Source organism: Jeotgalicoccus coquinae (genome assembly GCF_014207425.1).
GTDB classification, from domain to species: Bacteria; Bacillota; Bacilli; order Staphylococcales; family Salinicoccaceae; genus Jeotgalicoccus; species Jeotgalicoccus coquinae.
On the sequence record NZ_JACHFF010000004.1, the window covers coordinates 1 to 19,025 of the forward strand.

A 19,025-nucleotide genomic window follows, 5' to 3' on the forward strand; every position below is an offset into this window, starting at 1 on the left:
TAGAAGACTTTTTATTCGGAATTAAACGTTGACATATTGTCATTCAGTTTTCAATGTTCTTTGTGTAAAGCTTTGTGTTTGTTTTGTTAAGCTCTCGTTGACTGCTTAGTTATCTTAACACGTCTGTTTTACAGATGCAACAACTATTTTAAGTTTTTGTTAAGTTTGTGTTACGTCGTTCTTTCGACGACATTTACTATCTTAACACATCCGAGTTTTGGATGCAACAACTATTTTAAGTTTTGTTAAGTTATGTTGTGTCATTGTTTACACGACTTTTATATCATAACATGTGTCTGTTTCAGTTGCAACAGCTTTTTTAATCTTTTATTTAGATTATGTTTTGCTGTGTGCGTCGTGTTTTGACGACTTTTATATCTTATCAAGTATCCTTTACTTCGTCAACACCTTTTTCTAAACTTTATTAACAACTTGTTTAGAAATGTTACAACTTCGTAACGGAGTGTTAAATATGTAAATCGAATACTTGATATATACTATCATATAAGACGAAGAAAGTATAGAATAATTTTAGAGGTGACATAAATGAGAAAACCCGGTAACAAAATACTCCGTATTCGCGGCTGGGCTCTTGCAATGATCTTCATAGGTATGGCGGTAATGTATCTTGGAATATTCTTCAGGGAACTTCCATGGGTAATGCTGATCTTCCTGGTATTGGGTACTATCCCTATTCTTTTCAGTTTCGTTATTTACTTCTGGGTCGGTATGATCAGTACCCGTACAGTTACTGTTCAGTGTCCGAACTGCGAACGCCATACGAAGATTCTGGGCAGAGTCGATTACTGCCAGCATTGTAAAGAACCGCTGACATTAGATCAGGAACTCGAAGGTGAAGAGTTTACTGTCGATTATAATGTTAAGCACCGCAGAGAGAAAAAGATTGCAGAGCTGCGTGAGCAGCAAAACAGTAAAGACTAAATAAAAATCCCCGGCGCATAAGCACCGGGGATTTTTATTGATGTTCTTTTTATATCCTTTATATAGAAGGAACTGGATTTAGCTGTTGGAATTACTTTCTGTACTTCCGCTGCATTCGGGACACACACCGTAGATTTCCAAACGGTGGTGACTGACATCATAATCGGTAACTAAACCTGCAAGATGCTCCACTTCTTCTAATGCCGGATATTGAAAATCCGTGATCTTTCCGCATTCGCTGCAGATGATATGATAATGAGGTACTGAGTTAAAGTCGAAACGGCTCGAAGAGTCACCGTAAGTCAGTTCTTTAACAAGACCCGTTTGTTTAAATAATTTTAAGTTATTGTAAACTGTAGCGACACTCATGTTTGGAAAATCGCTCGACAGTGCTTGAAATATATCATCGGCAGTCGGATGCACTTCACTTTCAACGAGATAGCTGAGGACAGCTTTTCTTTGAGGAGTGATTCTCACGCCTGTATTTTTAAGCGCCTCAAGTGACTCTCTGAAATGGTCATGATGATCATCTATCATCTTCATATGACTGATCCTTCCTTCTGTTTATATATACCTAATATATCCATTGTACTTTGAATATAAAATCATTGTCAAACTATTATTAATAGCCTTTATTATAATCGATAACATTCTGCATATCCGCTTCATTGTCCATGCGCTCCAGATTATACATGAATATATCGAACGCTCTGACATTATACATGCCTGTCTTCGCTGAACAGTGCGGCGTAATCGTCAGATTATCATAGTTATATAACGGGCTCTCCGCCGGCAGCGGCTCTGTATTAAATACATCCGATAAAACCTGCGCGATGTATTTCTGTTCAAGTACTTCTATTAATACCTCATCCGTCATTACTGTTCCCCGGCCGATATTCAGAAATACCGCTTCGTCTTTCATCAGTTTAAATGTTTCAGTCTGAAGGAAGTTCGTAGTACTCGGAGTACTTGGCAGTATATTAACCATTATATCCGCAGTGCCTATTCTTTCATTCAGTTCGCTGATCGCATAAGTCTGATCAAAACCTTCTATAGAACGGCCGTTAGTATTATAGCCGACTGTGCGGACACCGAAAACCTGCAGTGCTTTAGCAAGATGACTGCCGATACTCCCCGTCCCGAGAATATGGGCTTCTTTACCATACAGTTCTTCTGAACGTGAATAACGGATCCACTCGTTATTCTTTTGTGCTTCATGTAATTTTGCAAAATTCTTATAGTACTGCATCAGGATGCCGACAGCGTACTCAGTCATAGGTATTTTATGTATACCCGTTGAGTTTGTAACGAGCGCTTTATCAAAGATATCTTTTGGAATCTCATCGATACCTGCACTCATGACATGGACCCACTTCAGATTTTCAAACTGTTCCGCTTCACCGTCAGTTAAATCCCCGCCGTATGTTACGAAAACATCAGTTTCCGCTTTGATTTTATCTGTCATATTTTCTTTTCCTACATATAAGTAGTTATATTTTCCGGTTATCTGTTCAACCATATAGTCTTTTAACTTTACTGTTGAAGTAATATTCATCACAATTACCCCTCTTTAAGAAATTCCTGAAGTTCATCTGCGTGTGCCGATGCTTTAACTTTATCAAAACGTTTCAGAATATTTGAATCTTCATCCAAAACGAACGTCGTACGTGTAATGCCGTTAAATTCTTTGCCGAATGCTTTCTTCGGTCCGTAAACGCCAAGCTCTTTTGACAGTTTAAAGTCTTCATCTACCAGCAGGTCAAAGTTTAAGCCGTGCTTTTCTATAAAGTTCTGGTGTTTCTTTTTGCTGTCCCCGCTTACACCGTATACAGTAACGCCGAGTTCATTAAGGTTCGCCATGCTGTCTCTCATGTCGCACGCCTGGGTAGTACAGCCCGGAGTATTATCTTTCGGATAAAAATAAATTACTGTACGTCCTGTTAATGAATTATTAGATATGATTTCACCATTTTGGTTTTCTAGTTCAAACTTTGGAAACTTTTCCATTTATGAGTCATCCTTTTCATCATTAATTAGTATATATATCCATGATACCCTTTCCGCGCAATAGTTTAAACCATTCTACTTCCTTAAATATTTGTCCGATGTATGGTATTATATTGAATGAATAAAACTGACGAAAAGTAAGGATGAAATTATGTATAATCATACGAATTCAAAGAAATTACAAATCGATGCTGAAGAAGTAATTCTCGGCGGCGTCAACTCACCATCAAGATCTTACAAAGCTGTAGACGGCGGAGCGCCGTTAGTCATGGAAAGAGCAGAAGGTCCATATTTCTACGATGTCGACGGCAACAAATATATCGACTACCTCGCTGCGTACGGTCCGATTATTACAGGACATGCACATCCGAGAATCCATGAAGCGATTACCGAACAGTCAAGCAAAGGTATTCTGTACGGTACATCAACTAAGCTGGAAATTGATTTTGCAAGAAAGCTTCAAAAAGCTATTCCTTCACTGGAACGCGTTCGTTTCGTCAACTCCGGAACTGAAGCAGTAATGACGACTATTCGTGTGGCCCGTGCTTACACAGGACGCAATAAAGTAATTAAATTTGAAGGCTGCTACCACGGTCATTCGGATCTTGTACTTGTTGCAGCGGGCAGCGGACCTTCCCAGCTTGGCACTCCGGATTCAGCAGGTGTCCCTGAAAGTGTTGCACAGGACGTAATTACTGTTCCCTTCAATAACCTTGAGGACTTTAAAGCAGCTGTCAGCCACTTCGGCGATGAAATTGCTGCAGTACTTGTTGAACCAATCGTCGGCAACTTTGGGATTGTTGAGCCTGAAGAAGGATTTTTACAGGCAGTTAACGATATTGCACACGACAACGGCTCTCTCGTAATTTACGATGAAGTCATTACAGCATTCCGTTTCGGTTACGGTTCGGCAACTGACATTGTCGGTGTTACTCCGGACTTAACTGCCATGGGTAAAATTATCGGCGGCGGAACACCAATCGGAGCATACGGCGGCCGACTGGATATAATGGAAAGTGTTGCACCGCTCGGCGCTGCATATCAGGCCGGAACTATGGCAGGTAACCCGTTGTCCATGGCTGCAGGTATTGCATGTCTCGAAGTACTTGAACAGCCGGGTGTCTATGAAGAGCTCGACAGACTTGGAGCAAAACTCGAAGATGGTCTTAATGCCCTGATCGAAAAATATAATGTTACAGCTAAAATTAATCGTCTCGTCGGTGCACTGACTATTTACTTTACCGATGAAACAGTTACCAACTACACACAGGCCGAAGCAAGTGACGGCGAAGTATTTGCCAGTTTCTTCAGAGGACTGATCAGCCGCGGTATCAATATCGCACCTTCAAAATACGAAGCGTGGTTCTTAACAACAGAACATACAGATAAAGATATTGATGATACACTTGCAATAGTTGAAGATGTATTCAAAAATGACCTTTAGGAGTTGGTGCCATGCGTTTTGGTGCTAGAGTATTAAAAACGGGAATAGCCGTTGTTTTAACTTTCTTAATTACAAATCAAATTGGCTTAACACCGGCACTGATTGCCGGCATTGCTGCGGTCAATGCTTTGCAGCCTAATGTATACCGTTCTCTTGAAACAACATGGAACCAATTCAGAGGTAACACAATCGGGGCAATATCAGCAATTGTCATGGCGCTCCTGTTCGGGAGCAATGTACTTATTATCGGACTGACTGTAATACTAGTACTCGCTATGCTGTTATTCTTTAAATTGCAAAGTGTATCAACACTGGCAGTTATTACCGTTGTTGCGATTATGGATGTACCTTACGGTGCAGAACTCGGCACAACCGATTTCCTTATTACTGCCGGTACACGTTTCTCACTCGTGATGATCGGTGTCCTTGTGTCGCTGCTCGTCAATCTGGTCTTTATCCCGCCGCGCTATGAAACGAAGATGTATCATAATTGTTTCAATATCGCGAACGACATATTTAAATGGACACGTCTTGAACTGAACTCAGTCACTGAGTCGCAAAACGTTAAAAAGGATCTTGAGCAGCTTCAAAAACGGGTAACTAAACTGGAAACGATGTATTCCTGGTATAAAGAAGAACGTAATCTGTTTAAAAAACAGAAGTTCGGCGATCACAGACGCAAAGTACTGTTTAAGCATCTGATTGCTTCTACAAGACAGGCATATAATCTGCTGAAACGTATCAACCGTTACGAAAATGATTACAAACATCTTCCTGAGGAGTTAAAATATCACATCCGGATTGAAATGGATGAGATGATGGCTTATCATGAACAGGTGTTTATGAAGTTCACTGAAAAAATTAAACCGGAGACATCAGAACTCTATGTCGAAGGTTCCAATTATTTTGAAGAGAGCCTTATGACGCATTTTCTTAAGGACTATTCACAGCTCACTGATGAAGATGATAAACTCCAGTATGAGAATATACTGGAAATTATTACATCGATGCATGAATACTCCCGTGCGGTAGACCGTGTAGACAGACTGGCAAACAGTTTCTTCAGCTATCATATAGAGAAAAATAAGATTGATATACAGGATGAAACTTTAGATATATAAAAAAACTGCGGAGATAATCTCCGCAGTTTTTTTATTGCCATCCATTGTCAGTATCAGCTTTTCCTTTGAATCTGCTTACGTTTGGATTCCCTTTAACGATAAACCGGTATAAATAATCTGCAGCTTCTTCTTTATTATCAATACCGATTCGTCTTGTTTCTTCTATTGATGCCGGCTTTCTGCCGGGCAGCACATGAAGAATCTCTCCATTAATTTTCGTGCCGTTATGTTCCGCCCGTGTAATACCGAGCGCTTTAGTCAATTTTCCGGGTCCCGATGTTAAATCGGCATCTTTCCCCCGTCTTTCTTTCATAACACGGATACCGCGGTGCGGTTCAATACCGCGAATCAATATTCCTTCCGGCCGGTCGGTTGTCGTCACGAAGTTCATGCAGTTGTGACCGTGCATCGTATAGACATAAATATGACCGTACGGTTCAAACATCATTGCATTCTTTTTTGTAACTTTACCGCTGAAAGTATGTGCTGCCCTGTCATCCAGACCAAGATAAGCTTCAACTTCCGTTATAAAACCGCTTGTTATCTTACCGTCAATTTCAGTAACAACTTCAACGCCGAGCAGCTGCTTTGCCGCCTCGAGCGTATTGTCGCTTAAAAAATTTATATTTAAATGTTCCATTTAAAATATCAGTCCTTTACAGTCCCTGAATATCATACAGGTTTTTGTAAGCACCATTTCTCGACATCAGTTCAGTATGTGTACCTGTTTCTGAAATCTGTCCATTTTCTATAACAACAATTTTATCAGCATGTGTTACTGTCGATAATCTGTGTGCCACAACAAGTGTTGTTCTGTCTGATGACAGCTTGTCGAGTGTATCCTGAATAATACTTTCACTTTCAAGATCGAGTGCACTTGTCGCTTCATCAAGAATAAGAATCGGCGGGTTTTTAAGGAATACACGTGCAATCGCAATTCTCTGTTTCTGTCCTCCGGACAATTTCACACCGCGTTCTCCTACTGTTGTGTCATACCCTTCTTCCAGATTCATAATGAATTCATGGGCATTCGCACGCTGTGCAGCAAGAAGCACTTCTTCTTCTGTCGCATCGGGTTTCGCCAGCAGAATATTTTCTCTTATGGAATCCGAGAACAGTATGTTGTCCTGCATAACAATTCCGAGGTTATCTCTAAGTGAACGGACTGTAACATCTCTTATATCCTGCCCGTCGATTTTAATGCTTCCGGCTGTGACATCGTAAAATCTTGGTATCAGTGAAACAAGTGACGATTTACCGCCCCCGCTCATGCCGACAAATGCAACGGTCTCACCGACAGCTATGTCCAGATTGATATTTTTCAATATTTCGTTGTCATTTTCATCGTACTTAAATCCTACATTGTCAATTTCAATATGACCTTTAACTTCTTTAATCGGCTCTGCGCCCTCTTTATCTTTCACATCATAAGGTACGTCGAACAGTCCGAACACCCGGTCCATTGATGCAATACTCTGTGTCAGTGATGTCGAAGATGACACCAGTCTGCGGAGCGGTCCATATAACCTCTCGAGATATGCAACGAAGGCTGCAAGTATACCGACTGTTAAATCTCCGTTTAATACGAGGAAAGTACCATACCCGATAACAATCAGCGGTCCGATATCGGTAATCGTATTAACCACCATAAAGCTGTATGCAGTCCAGCGTGAATGTTCCAGCGCTTTTGTCAGGAAGTTGTTATTTGTTTTGTCGAATCTTTCTTCTTCATGGTTTTCTATCGCAAAACTTTTCACAACGTTAATTCCCTGTACTCTTTCATGCAGAAAGCCCTGAACTTCAGCAAGTGCCTGCGAGCGGTTTCTCGTTTTCGTTCTTAAGCGTCCGAAGAAGAACCAGACACCGAAAATATAGAAAGGGAAAATTAAAATTGAAGCGAACGCGAGTTCCACGTTTAAGTTGAACATAATAATCAATGCGATAATTATAGTAACGAGATCCAGCCAGACGTTCATCAGACCGGTCATTATAAAGTCTTTTGTCTGCTCTACGTCGTTAATAACACGGGAAATGACTTCTCCGACTTTGTTATTAGAGTAAAATTTTGCACTCAGCATCTGCAGGTGCCCGTATAATTTTTTTCTTATGTCGTAAAGTATTTTATTGCTCGTACGCTGGGCTAAATATTGTCTGAAGAATTCTACCGGGGGTCTTAAAACTACGAATACTACTGCAAATACAATAAGTACCTGTATAAGCATCGAAATGCGTTCATCGTACGCGAGGCCGTCAGCGAGAATAATGCTGTCTATGGCATAAGCGACGAGTAAAGGAATAAGGAGCGGAATACCGAATTTCAGTACACCGATTAAAATGGTTAAGCCGATAATACCGTAGTACGGCTTAACGAATTGCATATAGCGTCTGATCATTTATGAGTGTGCCTCCATTAAATTAGTAAAACCAATCAACTCTCAGCCGATTGGTTAATGTTCATTATTAAAACGATGGTGCCATACCTTTATAAAATCTGGAGCGAATGGTCCTTTTTTGTGTTCTATCCACTGCTGCAGTTCATCGACCTGATGTTTTAAAATCTCATCGATGCTCTCCGGATAATTCATTTTGCTGCGGTGCACTTTGTATTCATCTTCATCGAGAAGATGATACTTTCCGTCCGGATATACTTTAATATCCAGGTCGTAGTCGATATATTTAATCGCTTCGTCATCACAGGCATATGGTGAAGATAAGTTGCAGTAATAATAAACACCGTCATCTCTGAACATGCAGATAACGTTAAACCAGAAATCTTTATGGAAATAGACGATAGCGGGTTCTCTTGTTACCCATTTTCTCCCGTCGCTTTCTGTAACAAGCGTACGGTTATTTCCACCAATAACGACGTGGTCCGTCCCTTTCAGGATTGTCGTTTCACTCCATACCCGGTGGATTTTACCATCATGTTTATAGCTTTGAATCCTCATTTTGCTTCCCTCTTCGGGGATGGATTCCATCACCATAATACTGCCACCACCTTTATTATTTACGTAAACAGTATAGCACAGCGGCAGGTGTTTTAAAAATTTACAGTTCGGATTCCGAAGCAGTATTAATTAAATTCATCATTTTCTGCATCGCTACACTCATCGGAAGATTTTTAACATCTTTCAGCGGGATAAAGTTCTCATTCTCGTTCACTGTATAAACGATGTATCCTTCCATATACCATATTTTATGTGTAAATACGTGTTTATGGTCACCGACCGGTGCACCCGGCTGGCTGAGCCGAATATTATATTCCTCTTCAATCGATTCAAGTGATGTATCCACATCATATCTAGGCAGCTCATACATGCCCTTTAATAAGTCATCTTTCTGTTTGATTAAGAGAATTTCATCTTTATCGTTCAGAATAAAATAAACGTTATAGAAACATTCCTGTTTTGCTTTCTGTTTCTTTTTCAGCGGATACTGCATGACTTCGTTCGCTTTAAGCGCTTCACAGTGTTCTTTTACCGGACAAATGACGCATTTCGGCGTACGCGGTGTACAAATTGTTGCACCGAGCTCCATTAATGCCTGGTTAAAGTCACCCGCCTCGAGCGGCATATCTTCTTCGATGTAGCGTTTCACATCTTTTTGCACATTCGCTTTCGTCATATCGCGCCCGTCGCGGTTCAATCTCGACATTACGCGAAGCACGTTGCCGTCAACTGCAGCAAGCTGATTGTTAAATGCAATACTCTGCACTGCTCCGCCGATATAAGGTCCGACACCTTTCAGGCTGAAAAACTCTTCCGGACGGTCCGGAACTTTTGAATCATATTTCTCCTTAACTTCTTTTACTGCATGCTGGAAATTACGGATTCTGTTATAGTATCCGAGCCCTTCCCAATCCTTCAGCAGTGCCTGTTCATCGGCTTCTGCAAGCGCATCGAGATCCTTATATTTTGTTATAAATTTCTCATAATAGGGTATAACAGTAATGACCTGAGTTTGCTGCAGCATCACTTCGCTCAGCCATATTTTAAAAGGATCAGAAGTATCGCGCCACGGCAAATCCCGTTTGTTTGCGTGATACCAATTAAGTAATGTATTATTAAATACCGGTCTTTTGAACATTTTTGCAACTCACCTTTTTAAATAATATTTATAAATAAAATGCCGTACTGAAACGGAGTGAAATCATGGATACATTAACACATACATTAATGGGCGGGGCGATAGTCGGCCTCGCCCACATCGATCCTGCAGTGGATCCAGTGTCTGCCGGATTTATAACGACTGTTGTCGGCGCTTCACTGATTCCCGATCTCGATACAGTATCAAAAATGAAAAATAATGCAGTATATATTAAAAACCACAGAGGTATTACACACTCATTGCCGTTTACAATTGTTATCTGGCCCCTGCTGCTTGCTGTATTAAGCAGTACGTTTTTCGGACTGCCATTTATTAATATGTATCTGTGGTCGCTGTTTGCAGTATCACTCCATGTATTTTCGGACATATTCAATGCTTACGGCACTCAGGCACTCAGGCCGCTCAATCATACATGGCTGCAGCTCGGCTTTATTAATACGATAGATATACCGATAATTGTCATGCACATTATGTACTTTACACTGTGGTTCATCGGATTTAATCCGGTTACGCTGTTTATTATATTATATGCTGCAATGATTCTTTACTATATTGCGCGGTTTATCTACCAGAAATTTTTAATTAATAAAATTAAAGAGCGTCTGCCGAATGATTCTATTACGCGTGTATTTTGTCTTCCGACACTCCGCTTCAATGAATGGCGTGTAGTCGTCGTAGCAGAAAAAGCATATTATGTCGGCCGTACTTTTAAAGGCCAGGTTGTTTTTTACGACCGCTTTGAAAAAATCGGTCCGCTCGAGGGTGAATTATTTGAAGCAGTTAAGGATGACGAAAACTTCATATCCTTTACATTCTTCTCTTCTATATACAGATATGAAATTAAAGAGCTCTCGGAAGATACTGTGGAAGTCAGATATATCGATCTCAGATATTTAAAAGACGGTCATTATCCTTTCGTCTGCATTATGCATCTCGACAAGGATGATTATGAAGTACAGTCGAGTTACACCGGATGGGTGTATTCAGAAACTAAACTGCAGCAAAAAGTAGCCAATAATTAAATGACAGCATGCCTAAGATTCAGGCATGCTGTTTTTTTCATTATATAATTGTATTTTCATTTTGTTATACGACTCGAACATCCATAAATATAATATAGCCACCTGAGTGACATACAATACATCAAACGGCAGACGGTTTACACTCCATGCCTGATGAATGGCATTATTCTGCAGTCCGTTGATTACATAATAAAATGGATTGAGACTGAAAATATTTTCAAGCACTGACGGCAGCTGCTCCGGAAGATAAAATACCGGGACGATTAAAAGAACTATTACAAACAGCACCGGATTGATTTTATTCGTATTGACGTGCATCGAGACACCTAAAAACAGCATCGTAAACGGAATGACTAAAATTACGCCGAGCAGTATATAATACAGCAGCGAGTAAATGTTCATCATCCAGTTATCGACAAACAGTGCTGTAAAAGCACTGTACATCGTAATAAATACCATAAACATAATGGTCTGGTAAATCATTGTCGGCAGTATTCTTAAATACAGCGGTATATAATTTACTTTTAAAATAGAGTCTTTAACATACGCTTCGTTCTTATTCAGAATAACCATGCTGAATATCCACACTGCCGCCATAAAGCCGACCGCTCCGTAGAGAACCCGGACCATGGTACTGTCATCGGCCGTCATAAAACCGATAAATAAAAGTGCGAGTCCGGTAATGTAGATGAGCATGGGTGATAAGTTCAACAGCGTAAACCTGTCCGCCTGCCTGAACACGCGTCTCAGCAAGTATTTAAATCTGTAGTTCATATCCGCCCACCTACCTTATTAAGTAATTCCAGTTATTCTCAACACTGTCGTAAATCATAAAGCCCTGGTCCACTCTGAAAATAGTGACCTCGCCGGAAAGGTTTAAATCTTCCGTTATGGTATTTTTTTCAGCACCTTCGAATTCCATGGAGAATACAGTATCTCCGCTGAAATGATACGTTATTGGAATGCCCGCCACACTGCCGTGGTTTTCATCAAGCACATCGAATGTAATATTCTGTTCAAGGAATTCACGGCTGCCGTTTAAGTAATTTGAATAGAACATATAGTTATTCTGAATTACCGGACTGGCATATTCAAGAAGTGACATAAAGTCATCTTCCGTATAAAGACTTGCCGGATTGAAATAAATCACTTCATCGTGCTTTACTGCTGCTTCGGCATTCCCGTAACTTACAGTATAAGTTTCTTCATCGGTATCAGTGACTTCAAGCAGTGTATACTGCGGCAGTGATGTACCGTCAATTTCGAGACCGTCTCTGTCAACAAATGCATATGACAATCGTTCTGATGTGACTTCTCCACCCATGTTCTGCTGTTCTTCGGTAAATGTCGGTGTTTCTCCGATAAACGAGATGTTCATAAATATCACGAGTGCCGACAGCACCATAATGAAAGCCAGTACAAGTGTTACGATTATTTTTCTTATATTAATATTATCGAGTATTGAAGCCTGCTGTTTACCGAGACGCTTAAAGTTTTCATTATACATCTCATCTTCATAAACATGACGTTTCCATTCAAGATCGAACAATGCTTCCTGCTCAATATTTTTAACCATGCTTTTTTCGCGTAAATACTTATTGTAGCTTTCAACACCCTGTTCCACACTGCCTTCAAAGCGGATCTGCCCATAGCTGACCCATGTAAAATAGTTTGCTATTTTCTCTATTGGTTCAAGCGATGTTTCCAGGAGCAGTATTCCCCTGCCGCTGTTCTCGTGCATATTGACGACACTCCGGAATTTATTTAAATCCCCGAGGTATTTGTGGAAATTAGTATAGATAATTACTTCAACTTCGATTAATGCTGATATTTCGAGCAGGATGTGCGCCAGCTGTTTACGGCTTAAATCTTTCATTTTCTTTTTCAGATTATTACCGATGACCGGTTTGTTGTGCAGCATTTCAACTGTCTCTGCAAATTGTTTCCCGCTCTTATACTCTTCCAACAGCTCCTCGATAAAGAAACTAAGGCTAAATGGATTATTAATATGATCCATAACATCAAGACTCAGAATACCGCCGTGGGTTTTAACTTTTCCCGTGACGGGATTTAATGTACCGGACAGTACTTCTTTAATATAAAACAAAGTTTCGGCATCACTTAAGAGGCCGAGCACTTCGCCTTCATATAAATGAATATTAATATTTTTAAGTTGTACCGAGCCTGCATTGCCGAGCATGCGCTTTTTAAATTTTTTTGCTTCTTTGCTATAAGATAAGTCCAGCCCTTTTAACAAAATTTGGTTTTTCATTATCTGACCTGTTTAGGCAGCTGCAGCATACTTACAGGAATAGCTGATTCTTTTTCATCACCATTCACGAAAAAGCCCCAGACAAATATTCCTTTCATATACTCTACTTTAAAGTAATGATCGTCCTGGCTGATTACTTTATAAATCTTGCCGTTCTCAATTTGGGACAGATCAATCAGATAGCATTCTGCAATAATAACCTGGCGCTCCAGCACGCGGTATTCGTTTTCGACACCCATCATTTCCGCACGTCTCATCGCTTCGCGTTTCGTTTGAATATAATGGTTTAACTCTTTGCGAGTCATTTTACTTAATGATTCATCCATCGTTCATTCCGCCTAACTTTTCACTGATTTTATCATAAGCGTACCCTTTGCTCATCATTGCCGCAATCATTTTCTGCTTGAGCTTAAATCCGCTTTCTTTTTTCTGATACCTATTATAATATTTTTCAAAGTCTTTCTCAAAATAAGAATCTTCATCAAAGTCATCATCAAAATTTATCAGCTCAAAATGATGGCTTCTGTAACCTCTCAGTGTCAGCTTTTCACGCAGTTTCTGTTTGAACTGGGAATATGAACCTCTGTGAGTACGCAGAAATTTATCTTTTAATTTATTCATGCGCTCGCTGTCGACCAGTTCGTCAAAGGCCTGTGTTTCTTCATAGATTGTGCTTTCCGGAATAGAGTACTTCTTCAGTTCTCTCTGCAGATGTCCCGGACCTTTATCTGTAGTATTAAGCAGTGTATTTCTTAAAGAACGGGCATAGTTCTCATCATTTAAATATCCTTCATCCTGCAGACGGTATATCGTCCGGCTGACTATCTCATCTTCGTATTCTTCGCTGAGATAGTCTCCCATTTCTTTAATCGAACGGATTTTATAACTGATATATTTAATCGCGGCAACGTAAGCCTGATCGTACTGTATGTTCTGAACGATTTCATTAAACTCTTCTTCGTCCAGTTCCTTGCCCGGAATCAGCACATAGCGTACCAGTGATTCCTCGTGTACTTTTACGGACTGTCCGTCATCAAATAATACGTCGTACATTTCCCGCTTCAGTTTTACAATGCGCTTGATTTTCATTCAGATCACTCCAATAAATCAGATGCGAAAAAGTTGCTCAGTGATTTGCTGCGTTCTTTTCTTTCCAGACGGCGTTCCGAGCGCTCTTTGCCGGTATCGTTCAGCCATTGCAGGCGTTCTGTATCCGGTTCAATTTTAGGTACTTCAACAGTGTTGTTATTTTCATCCAGTGCAACAAATGTTAAGAATGAAAATGCAGCAAGTTCTTTGCCGGATTCTCTCGTTAAATCTTCTTTTGAAATTTTAACCATAACTTCCATCGAGCTGCGTCCGGTATGAGTGACCATTGCTTCAAGCATGACAATTTCACCTACGTGAATCGGACGCAGAAAGTCCATAGAGTCAATAGATGCTGTCACTACCGCTTCCCTGCAATGACGGCGCGCACTAATTGCTGCGACATCATCTACATACTGCAGCAGTCTCCCCCCGAATAATGTACCGTGAGAATTCGAGTCCGGCGGCAGTACGTTAGCCATTTTTACTGCATATGATTCAGACATTAATTTCTTCATATATAACTCCCCTTTATGAATAAAAATAGAGGAGATTTGCATCCCCTCTACGTAAGTTTCTTATATTTTGCGCTCAAGCGCTTCTTCCGGTGTATCGATCACAAGTGCCTCTTTACTGTGGAACGCTTGTGCCAGGAAGTAATAAAGCACCGCTGCAAAACCAAGAATTGCAAATACAAATGATAATACGACTAAAAGCATTAGCCAGCTGCCCATAAAAATCCTCCTCAACAGAATTTTCCAATATAACAATTAGTTAAATTGTATCATATTTTCAAATGAATTGTGGGCTATTTTTTTAAAATGCCCAATTCCCTTCAATGAAGACAGGTGATTCTCTGCCCTCTTTATCCACCCCGTAAATATTCAGCTTGCCGGAGCCGATCATAAAATCGACGTGAGTGATTGAATCGTTTAAACCGGCGCTGTCCAGCTCTTCACGCGACATCTCTTTACCACCCTGCACTGAAAATGCATATGCACTGCCGAGAGCAATATGACATGAAGCATTTTCATCAAATAAGGTGTTGTAAAATAGAATGCCTTTGTTTGAAATTGGTGAATCAAACGGTACAAGCGCAACTTCGCCAAGACGTTTGGAACCCGCATCTGTATCGATAATATTTTTCAAAATGTCATAGCCTTTTTCAGCTGTGTAATCTACGACTTCACCATCTTTAAAAGTCAGTTTAAAGTCATCGATAATATTTCCGCCGTGGCTTAACGGCAATGTGTTGGTTACATAGCCGTCAACCCGATTTTTATCGGGTGCCGTGAATACTTCTTCTGTCGGCATATTTGCCATGAATGAGTCACCGTTTGAATCAGTGCTCGATGCACCTGCCCATAAGTGATTGTCAGGCAGACCGATAGTTAAATCAGTGCCCGGTGCTTCATAGCGTAAAGCAGTGAACTGCTTGCCGTTTAAATAATCCACTTTGTCATGCAGTGTTTTATCATGCTCAAGCCATGCTTCGACAGGATTCTCAACATCTGCGCGCACCGTGTACAGAATTAATTCAAGCAGTGCATTGACCGCTTCATCGTCCGGCAGTTCAGGGTAAACAAGACGTGCCCACTCCACTGATGGATAACCTGCAACACACCACGAATGGAAATCGCTCTGCGTGCGGCCTGAGAATTCTTTAAATGCCTGACCTGATGCAACCTGCATTGCCTGAAGTTTTTTAGGGGAAACGTCTTTTAACAGTTCCGGCGAGCTTGAAATAATGCTCAGGAAACCTGCTTTTTTATCACTGTAGTACATTCGATCGTCAACCTGGAAGTCATGCACAACCGCAAGCTCCTCTTCGTCACGGTATGTCGCATTCAGTCTTGAAATCGTGTCGTCACCTAACGATACTTTAACTTCTTTGGAGCCTCTCTCGTAAGCAATCTTTGTTACGAGTCTGACAAGCGGCAATGCGTCAGTCGTTGCTCTGATGTATAATCTTTTGCCGTCGGTAATATTAATGCCGACATCAACGAGGAGTTCTGCGTATTTATATAACTTCTGTTCAATATTCATCATATAACCACTACTTTCTCATTTTTGATAATTCTTCGATAATCGCTGACTGTTCGCCTGCTGAAATCTGGCGGCGTGATTCAAGCATCTCTTTAATATCATTTAACTCGCTGATTTTTTCATCGCTGTAATCGTCAGCTTTAAATACACTTTTATTTACTACATTTAACTTCTTAATTATATCGTTTAAAATCTGCTCTTTATCCATGATGATCCCCTTTCTCTTCCTTAATAACTATCTTAACAAATTATAATAAAAATATATATCTTCTTACAAATCCGGGGAAAAACTGTTTTCTATCTTCATTACGCTTAATTTCTTATGCTAAAAAGTTTATACTTAGTAAATATAGGTTATATTTAATAGAAAGCTAATCAAAGGAGAATCAGTTATGAAAAACAAACTAGTACCAGCTATAGTAATTGGAGCCGCTGTCGGCGGATTAATTGCATTAATCGATAAAGGCACACGCGACTCTGTAGTTTCAAATACTAAGAGCATTAAACATTACGCATCGAATCCTGATGATCTTAAACAGCGCTTCAATGAACCGTCAGGTGAACCATCTAAAGTCGAAATGATTAAAGATGAAGTTTTATTCTGGAAAGATACAATCGAAGAAATCCGCCGTAACAACCCGGAACTTGAGCGTGCAATTATGGATGCTAAAGATACATTCCAGGCTAAACGCGAGAAAAAATTAAATTAAAACTAAACAGGACTATATCGCTATAGTCCTTTTATTTTAGGTGAGGTGAAGTTATGTCTAAACATGAAACATCATCAAAGCTCTTAAATCAGATTAAAGAAGAAAAAGAAGAAGAAGAAAAAAAGAAATACAGAAACGGCGATGTTTTTGTCGATAAAATTAATTTCAAATCAAAAAAACCAAAGAAACCTGATGAACATATTTATGTCTCCAAAATTAATAAACCTGCAAAAATTAAAGAGGATGCAGGATTTTTAAATCGTCTTTTATTCAGATTTTCTCATGACAACACTACGGGAATGGCTGCACAGCTTGCGCATTACTTCCTGCTTGCGATATTCCCTCTGTTAATATTCCTGTTATCAATCGTTCCTCTGTTCAAAATTGAACCGGATCTTATTGCAGGATTTATTCAGGATTATTCACCTTCGGAAATTTCAGGACTGCTTGAAGGTATTATTACCGACGTACTGAACAACTCCGGCGGCGGTATTCTGTCGATCGGTTTAATTTTGACACTGTGGTCTGCATCAAACGGTATGACAGCCCTTATGAACGCATTTAACGTTGCATACGACGTCGAAGACAGCCGTAACTTTATCGTTGCAAAATTACTGTCTGTATTCTTTACAGTTATTTTATCGTTATCAGTCATCCTTACATTTGTACTGATTGTGTTCGGCGAACAGATTGGGAACCTGATGTTCGGCGTTATCGGACTCGATGATCAATTCTCATTTGTCTGGAACCTGGTCAGAAGTATTTTACCGGTACTGCTCGTGTTCGTAGTATTCTTCATTATGTACATGACGGCGCCTAACATTAAACTTAAAATTAAATCTGTTATTCCGGGTACTATCTTTACGACAGTGGCATTCCTCGCTGCATCGTGGGGCTTCAGTTACTACGTATCGAACTTCGGTAACTACTCGGCAACTTACGGTTCAATCGCCGGTGTAATTATTTTAATTTTCTGGTTGTACATTACTGGTGTTATAATAATTCTGGGTGCGCAGATTAACTCTATTCTTCACAAGCGCGCGGTACTGGAAGAAGAAAAAACACAAAGTAATGAAGAGGAAGTGTCAGTTTAAAATGACTTTATTGGAAGATTTGCTCGCAGCAAACGAGGCTTTCGTTAAGAATGAAGAATTCAAAGCTTTTAAAACCGATAAAACACCAAACAAGAAAGCAGTTTTTTTAACTTGTATGGATACAAGATTATCAGAACTGTCGATTAAGGCATTGGGCTTAAAGAACGGCGACATCAAACAGATTAAAAATGCCGGTGCAGTAGTTTCACACCCGTACGGAAGTACGATGCGCAGTCTGCTCGTTGCAGTATACGCACTTGGTGTGGACGAAGTTTACATTATGGGACACTATGACTGCGGATTCGGTGCATTACAGCCGGAGCCGGTTATTGAAGAAATGAAAAACCGTGGTATCACTGCGGAGACATTTGAAACACTTGAATACTCAGGTATCGAAGTTTCCGACTGGCTGAAAGGCTTCGACAGTGTCGAGGAAAGTGTCAGAGAAACAGTAGATAACGTCAAGAATCATCCGCTGATGGCTAAATCAGTACCCGTACACGGCATGATTATCGACCCTGAAACAGGGAAAGTTGATCTTGTTATAAATGGATATGACAAAGCGGAATAGAATATCAGACATGTTGAACCGGACCCCGCTGGAGTCCGGTTTTTTACTGTGTCTGACAACGGATTTATGTGCAGGACGACGCCGCGGTTTTGACAAGGGCATCCAATCAGATAATTTCTGGTCTTTATCTAAAACAATGTTAAAATTTATATTGCTAACTAATAATGAATTTTAAAAGGAGCATATTCATGAAACAGAAACCGAAAGACGGTTTTATTACTAAATATTTTTTAACAATAATAATAGTCGGAACATTTCTCATCAATTCAATTTCCATGACTGATGGATTTAAAGAGAATGTCGGAGTGCATTTCGCACTCACTTTAATACTCGGCTTCATGACTTTATCCATAGAACTTTTTGTAAATAATAAAAACCTGGACCCTAAACAGAAGGCGATAAAAGCCGGGATTCCTGTCGTACTGTTTACATTAGTCATATTCGCGTTCAGTACTGTGTTTCTATATTCGTAATCATTGCATAGTATCAATGAGCCGCTCTCATTGTTACTTAGAACGCCCAGCCTTACTATGAGCCGCTCTCATTGTTACTTAAGACGCCCAGCCTTACTATGAGCCGCCCTCATTGTTACTTAGAACGGCC

At 40.1% G+C, this 19,025-nt stretch carries 23 protein-coding genes; 8 read left to right on the top strand and 15 right to left on the bottom strand.

The window, feature by feature from the left end:
• Positions 1 to 546 precede the first annotated feature (546 nt).
• Positions 547 to 942, top strand: coding sequence for a DUF2614 family zinc ribbon-containing protein (locus HNR41_RS10170; RefSeq protein ID WP_184284335.1), 396 nt, complete (start codon positions 547 to 549; stop codon positions 940 to 942).
• Positions 943 to 1,020: 78 nt separating this feature from the next.
• Here HNR41_RS10170 and perR read toward each other — a convergent pair whose 3' ends face one another.
• The 3 genes from perR to bcp form a co-directional block, all read right to left on the bottom strand.
• Positions 1,021 to 1,485, bottom strand: coding sequence for a peroxide-responsive transcriptional repressor PerR (perR, locus tag HNR41_RS10175; protein WP_184284343.1), 465 nt, complete (start codon positions 1,483 to 1,485; stop codon positions 1,021 to 1,023).
• A gap of 79 nt (positions 1,486 to 1,564) precedes the next feature.
• Positions 1,565 to 2,497 carry a D-2-hydroxyacid dehydrogenase gene (locus tag HNR41_RS10180; RefSeq protein WP_221432931.1) on the bottom strand — a complete coding sequence of 311 codons (933 nt, stop codon included), beginning with the start codon at positions 2,495 to 2,497 and terminating at the stop codon, positions 1,565 to 1,567.
• 5 nt (positions 2,498 to 2,502) lie between these two features.
• Positions 2,503 to 2,949: a thioredoxin-dependent thiol peroxidase gene (gene bcp / locus HNR41_RS10185; RefSeq protein ID WP_184284347.1), complete on the bottom strand. Its 447-nt coding sequence runs from the start codon at positions 2,947 to 2,949 to the stop codon at positions 2,503 to 2,505.
• Between the two features lie 151 nt (positions 2,950 to 3,100).
• Between bcp and HNR41_RS10190 the strand changes: the two genes are divergently transcribed.
• Both HNR41_RS10190 and HNR41_RS10195 read left to right on the top strand, forming a co-directional pair.
• A complete protein-coding gene (locus tag HNR41_RS10190; RefSeq protein WP_184284349.1) occupies positions 3,101 to 4,393 on the top strand; it encodes a glutamate-1-semialdehyde 2,1-aminomutase in 1,293 nt (430 codons plus the stop codon).
• An 11-nt stretch (positions 4,394 to 4,404) separates the two neighbouring features.
• Entirely contained in the window at positions 4,405 to 5,514 is a 1,110-nt protein-coding gene (locus HNR41_RS10195; protein WP_184284351.1) for an FUSC family protein, read from the top strand.
• Between the two features lie 31 nt (positions 5,515 to 5,545).
• On the opposite strand, the gene HNR41_RS10200 is transcribed toward HNR41_RS10195, so the two are convergent.
• The 4 genes from HNR41_RS10200 to mutY form a co-directional block, all read right to left on the bottom strand.
• Positions 5,546 to 6,154: a DNA-3-methyladenine glycosylase gene (locus tag HNR41_RS10200; protein ID WP_184284353.1), complete on the bottom strand. Its 609-nt coding sequence runs from the start codon at positions 6,152 to 6,154 to the stop codon at positions 5,546 to 5,548.
• Positions 6,155 to 6,170: 16 nt separating this feature from the next.
• A complete protein-coding gene (locus HNR41_RS10205; protein WP_184284355.1) occupies positions 6,171 to 7,907 on the bottom strand; it encodes an ABC transporter ATP-binding protein in 1,737 nt (578 codons plus the stop codon).
• Positions 7,908 to 7,961: 54 nt separating this feature from the next.
• The gene (gene ntdP, locus HNR41_RS10210; protein ID WP_184284358.1) at positions 7,962 to 8,498 is read right to left on the bottom strand and encodes a nucleoside tri-diphosphate phosphatase; all 537 of its coding nucleotides are present in this window, start codon (positions 8,496 to 8,498) and stop codon (positions 7,962 to 7,964) included.
• Positions 8,499 to 8,562: 64 nt separating this feature from the next.
• A complete protein-coding gene (gene mutY, locus HNR41_RS10215; RefSeq protein WP_184284360.1) occupies positions 8,563 to 9,600 on the bottom strand; it encodes an A/G-specific adenine glycosylase in 1,038 nt (345 codons plus the stop codon).
• 65 nt (positions 9,601 to 9,665) lie between these two features.
• Here mutY and HNR41_RS10220 point away from each other — a divergent pair, with 65 nt between their 5' ends.
• A complete protein-coding gene (locus tag HNR41_RS10220; RefSeq protein WP_184284362.1) occupies positions 9,666 to 10,643 on the top strand; it encodes a metal-dependent hydrolase in 978 nt (325 codons plus the stop codon).
• A 12-nt stretch (positions 10,644 to 10,655) separates the two neighbouring features.
• On the opposite strand, the gene HNR41_RS10225 is transcribed toward HNR41_RS10220, so the two are convergent.
• From HNR41_RS10225 to HNR41_RS10260, 8 genes are all read right to left on the bottom strand, one after another.
• Positions 10,656 to 11,417, bottom strand: a complete 762-nt coding sequence (locus HNR41_RS10225) for an ABC transporter permease (RefSeq protein ID WP_184284364.1) — start codon at positions 11,415 to 11,417, stop codon at positions 10,656 to 10,658.
• 10 nt (positions 11,418 to 11,427) lie between these two features.
• The gene (locus tag HNR41_RS10230) at positions 11,428 to 12,915 is read right to left on the bottom strand and encodes a P-loop NTPase family protein (protein WP_184284366.1); all 1,488 of its coding nucleotides are present in this window, start codon (positions 12,913 to 12,915) and stop codon (positions 11,428 to 11,430) included.
• Positions 12,915 to 13,241, bottom strand: coding sequence for a DUF1811 family protein (locus HNR41_RS10235; protein WP_184284369.1), 327 nt, complete (start codon positions 13,239 to 13,241; stop codon positions 12,915 to 12,917). The genes HNR41_RS10230 and HNR41_RS10235 overlap by 1 nt, the downstream gene beginning before the upstream one ends.
• Complete coding sequence (locus tag HNR41_RS10240; protein WP_184284372.1) at positions 13,234 to 14,004, bottom strand: regulatory protein RecX; 771 nt, start codon at positions 14,002 to 14,004, stop codon at positions 13,234 to 13,236. The genes HNR41_RS10235 and HNR41_RS10240 overlap by 8 nt, the downstream gene beginning before the upstream one ends.
• Before the next feature lie 5 nt (positions 14,005 to 14,009).
• Positions 14,010 to 14,519, bottom strand: coding sequence for an acyl-CoA thioesterase (locus tag HNR41_RS10245; RefSeq protein ID WP_184284374.1), 510 nt, complete (start codon positions 14,517 to 14,519; stop codon positions 14,010 to 14,012).
• A 60-nt stretch (positions 14,520 to 14,579) separates the two neighbouring features.
• Positions 14,580 to 14,735, bottom strand: coding sequence for a hypothetical protein (locus HNR41_RS10250; RefSeq protein WP_184284376.1), 156 nt, complete (start codon positions 14,733 to 14,735; stop codon positions 14,580 to 14,582).
• 82 nt (positions 14,736 to 14,817) lie between these two features.
• Entirely contained in the window at positions 14,818 to 16,050 is a 1,233-nt protein-coding gene (locus HNR41_RS10255; RefSeq protein WP_184284378.1) for an aminopeptidase, read from the bottom strand.
• 7 nt (positions 16,051 to 16,057) lie between these two features.
• Positions 16,058 to 16,255 carry a DUF1128 family protein gene (locus HNR41_RS10260; protein WP_184284379.1) on the bottom strand — a complete coding sequence of 66 codons (198 nt, stop codon included), beginning with the start codon at positions 16,253 to 16,255 and terminating at the stop codon, positions 16,058 to 16,060.
• 184 nt (positions 16,256 to 16,439) lie between these two features.
• On the opposite strand from HNR41_RS10260, the gene HNR41_RS10265 reads away from it, so the two are divergent.
• The 4 genes from HNR41_RS10265 (at position 16,440) to HNR41_RS10280 (ending at position 18,895) form a co-directional block, all read left to right on the top strand.
• Positions 16,440 to 16,757 (top strand): hypothetical protein, encoded by a 318-nt coding sequence (locus tag HNR41_RS10265; protein ID WP_035811336.1) that lies wholly within the window; start codon positions 16,440 to 16,442, stop codon positions 16,755 to 16,757.
• A 53-nt stretch (positions 16,758 to 16,810) separates the two neighbouring features.
• The gene (locus tag HNR41_RS10270) at positions 16,811 to 17,851 is read left to right on the top strand and encodes a YihY/virulence factor BrkB family protein (RefSeq protein ID WP_184284380.1); all 1,041 of its coding nucleotides are present in this window, start codon (positions 16,811 to 16,813) and stop codon (positions 17,849 to 17,851) included.
• Between the two features lies 1 nt (position 17,852).
• Positions 17,853 to 18,422, top strand: coding sequence for a beta-class carbonic anhydrase (locus HNR41_RS10275; RefSeq protein WP_184284381.1), 570 nt, complete (start codon positions 17,853 to 17,855; stop codon positions 18,420 to 18,422).
• A 188-nt stretch (positions 18,423 to 18,610) separates the two neighbouring features.
• A complete protein-coding gene (locus HNR41_RS10280) occupies positions 18,611 to 18,895 on the top strand; it encodes a hypothetical protein (protein WP_184284382.1) in 285 nt (94 codons plus the stop codon).
• Positions 18,896 to 19,025 lie beyond the last annotated feature (130 nt).

Excerpts from the sequence above, each read along its gene's own strand:
- HNR41_RS10255 (WP_184284378.1), bottom strand. The coding sequence starts at position 16,050 with ATGATGAATATTGAACAGAAGTTATATAAATACGCAGAACTCCTCGTT.
- HNR41_RS10265 (WP_035811336.1), top strand. The coding sequence starts at position 16,440 with ATGAAAAACAAACTAGTACCAGCTATAGTAATTGGAGCCGCTGTCGGC.
- ntdP (WP_184284358.1), bottom strand. The coding sequence starts at position 8,498 with ATGGTGATGGAATCCATCCCCGAAGAGGGAAGCAAAATGAGGATTCAA.
- perR (WP_184284343.1), bottom strand. The coding sequence starts at position 1,485 with ATGAAGATGATAGATGATCATCATGACCATTTCAGAGAGTCACTTGAG.
- HNR41_RS10260 (WP_184284379.1), bottom strand. The coding sequence starts at position 16,255 with ATGGATAAAGAGCAGATTTTAAACGATATAATTAAGAAGTTAAATGTA.
- HNR41_RS10280 (WP_184284382.1), top strand. The coding sequence starts at position 18,611 with ATGAAACAGAAACCGAAAGACGGTTTTATTACTAAATATTTTTTAACA.
- HNR41_RS10270 (WP_184284380.1), top strand. The coding sequence starts at position 16,811 with ATGTCTAAACATGAAACATCATCAAAGCTCTTAAATCAGATTAAAGAA.
- HNR41_RS10225 (WP_184284364.1), bottom strand. The coding sequence starts at position 11,417 with ATGAACTACAGATTTAAATACTTGCTGAGACGCGTGTTCAGGCAGGCG.
- HNR41_RS10235 (WP_184284369.1), bottom strand. The coding sequence starts at position 13,241 with ATGGATGAATCATTAAGTAAAATGACTCGCAAAGAGTTAAACCATTAT.
- mutY (WP_184284360.1), bottom strand. The coding sequence starts at position 9,600 with ATGTTCAAAAGACCGGTATTTAATAATACATTACTTAATTGGTATCAC.
- HNR41_RS10275 (WP_184284381.1), top strand. The coding sequence starts at position 17,853 with ATGACTTTATTGGAAGATTTGCTCGCAGCAAACGAGGCTTTCGTTAAG.
- HNR41_RS10240 (WP_184284372.1), bottom strand. The coding sequence starts at position 14,004 with ATGAAAATCAAGCGCATTGTAAAACTGAAGCGGGAAATGTACGACGTA.
- HNR41_RS10245 (WP_184284374.1), bottom strand. The coding sequence starts at position 14,519 with ATGAAGAAATTAATGTCTGAATCATATGCAGTAAAAATGGCTAACGTA.
- HNR41_RS10190 (WP_184284349.1), top strand. The coding sequence starts at position 3,101 with ATGTATAATCATACGAATTCAAAGAAATTACAAATCGATGCTGAAGAA.
- HNR41_RS10250 (WP_184284376.1), bottom strand. The coding sequence starts at position 14,735 with ATGGGCAGCTGGCTAATGCTTTTAGTCGTATTATCATTTGTATTTGCA.
- HNR41_RS10195 (WP_184284351.1), top strand. The coding sequence starts at position 4,405 with ATGCGTTTTGGTGCTAGAGTATTAAAAACGGGAATAGCCGTTGTTTTA.
- HNR41_RS10205 (WP_184284355.1), bottom strand. The coding sequence starts at position 7,907 with ATGATCAGACGCTATATGCAATTCGTTAAGCCGTACTACGGTATTATC.
- HNR41_RS10200 (WP_184284353.1), bottom strand. The coding sequence starts at position 6,154 with ATGGAACATTTAAATATAAATTTTTTAAGCGACAATACGCTCGAGGCG.
- HNR41_RS10230 (WP_184284366.1), bottom strand. The coding sequence starts at position 12,915 with ATGAAAAACCAAATTTTGTTAAAAGGGCTGGACTTATCTTATAGCAAA.
- bcp (WP_184284347.1), bottom strand. The coding sequence starts at position 2,949 with ATGGAAAAGTTTCCAAAGTTTGAACTAGAAAACCAAAATGGTGAAATC.
- HNR41_RS10170 (WP_184284335.1), top strand. The coding sequence starts at position 547 with ATGAGAAAACCCGGTAACAAAATACTCCGTATTCGCGGCTGGGCTCTT.
- HNR41_RS10180 (WP_221432931.1), bottom strand. The coding sequence starts at position 2,497 with ATGAATATTACTTCAACAGTAAAGTTAAAAGACTATATGGTTGAACAG.
- HNR41_RS10220 (WP_184284362.1), top strand. The coding sequence starts at position 9,666 with ATGGATACATTAACACATACATTAATGGGCGGGGCGATAGTCGGCCTC.